Source organism: Frankia sp. AgPm24 (genome assembly GCF_023243055.1).
Classification (GTDB): Bacteria; Actinomycetota; Actinomycetes; order Frankiales; family Frankiaceae; genus Frankia; species Frankia umida.
This window is the reverse complement of record NZ_JALKFW010000070.1, coordinates 1-978: the sequence shown is the minus strand read 5'-3', so window position 1 is coordinate 978 and position 978 is coordinate 1. Positions and strand designations below refer to the sequence as shown.

The 978-nt window shown below is 70.4% G+C and carries 1 protein-coding gene; it reads right to left on the bottom strand.

Annotated elements, in window-relative coordinates; translation table 11 throughout:
* Window positions 1-77: 77 nt before the first annotated feature.
* Window positions 78-881, bottom strand: a complete 804-nt coding sequence (locus MXD61_RS05680) for a transposase (RefSeq protein ID WP_248811790.1) — start codon at window positions 879-881, stop codon at window positions 78-80.
* Between the last annotated feature and the right edge of the window lie 97 nt (window positions 882-978).

Genomic DNA, 978 nt, shown 5'->3' with positions numbered 1-978 from the left:
TGCGTCAACTATTACCCCTTCCGTGCTGCCCCTAATTCTAGTAGGGACCGCTGTCCGGGAGAAAAGGGGCACCTCACCTACTCGGAACGGACCTGGAAGTCCGCCCAGCCCAGCTCGTGCTTGGCCGGCTTGTAGTAGTGCTCGATCCAGTCCCGTAGCCGGTAGATCCGGTAGACCTCGGCCGCGTCCGCCTCGACGGTCGAGAGGTTGGTGGCCATGAACCAGGTCGAGTCGGCGGTGAGGACCCTCGGGTCGGCGGTGGCGGCGATCAGGCGGGTGCCCTGGGTGGGTCCGTAGCAGGGGCCCAGCTCCAGTTCGGCGACGTGGCGCACCAGCGGCCGGTTGTGGCTGTCGGTCAGCACCAGGCGCCGCCAGTCCGCCAGTGGCAGGCGGGCGGCGGTCTCTGCGGGGGTGAACGCCGGCGGATGAGCCGGATCAGCGACGACCTGCCAGGTGCCGTGGCGGGGGCGCAGGGCCAGCACGTAGCGGATCCTGGCCGTCCGCAGGCGCCCCTCGAGCGTGGGGTTCTCGCCGTAGACGCAGTCGGCGACCACCGCCCGGAAAGGCACTCCGGCGCCGCGGGCTTCCTCGATCAGGTCCCAGGCCAGCTCCGGTTTGGTGGCGAACGCCGGGTCCGCCTTGCCGGCGGGCAGCCGGGAGGCGGGCCGGTAGGGCCGCACCCCCAGCGGCACGTGGCGGCTGCCGTCAGCCCAGTGACTGGTGACGGCCACAACGCCGTTGGCGGTACGGCCGAGCTTGCCGATGTACTGCTGGGCGGCCAGCACGATGCCATGGCCGCGCTTGCGGTCCCCGGTCTCGTCGATGATGAGCACCCCGTTGCCATGCGGCCCCAACTCCGGGTGCCGACGCCACAAGTCCACCCGCCGCGCGCCCAGGGCATCGGAGCCTGTCAATCCCGGTGAGACATCAGGCTGCTTGGTTCGTGGGTAGCGCCTCCTCGGTCTCGATGATCGCTGG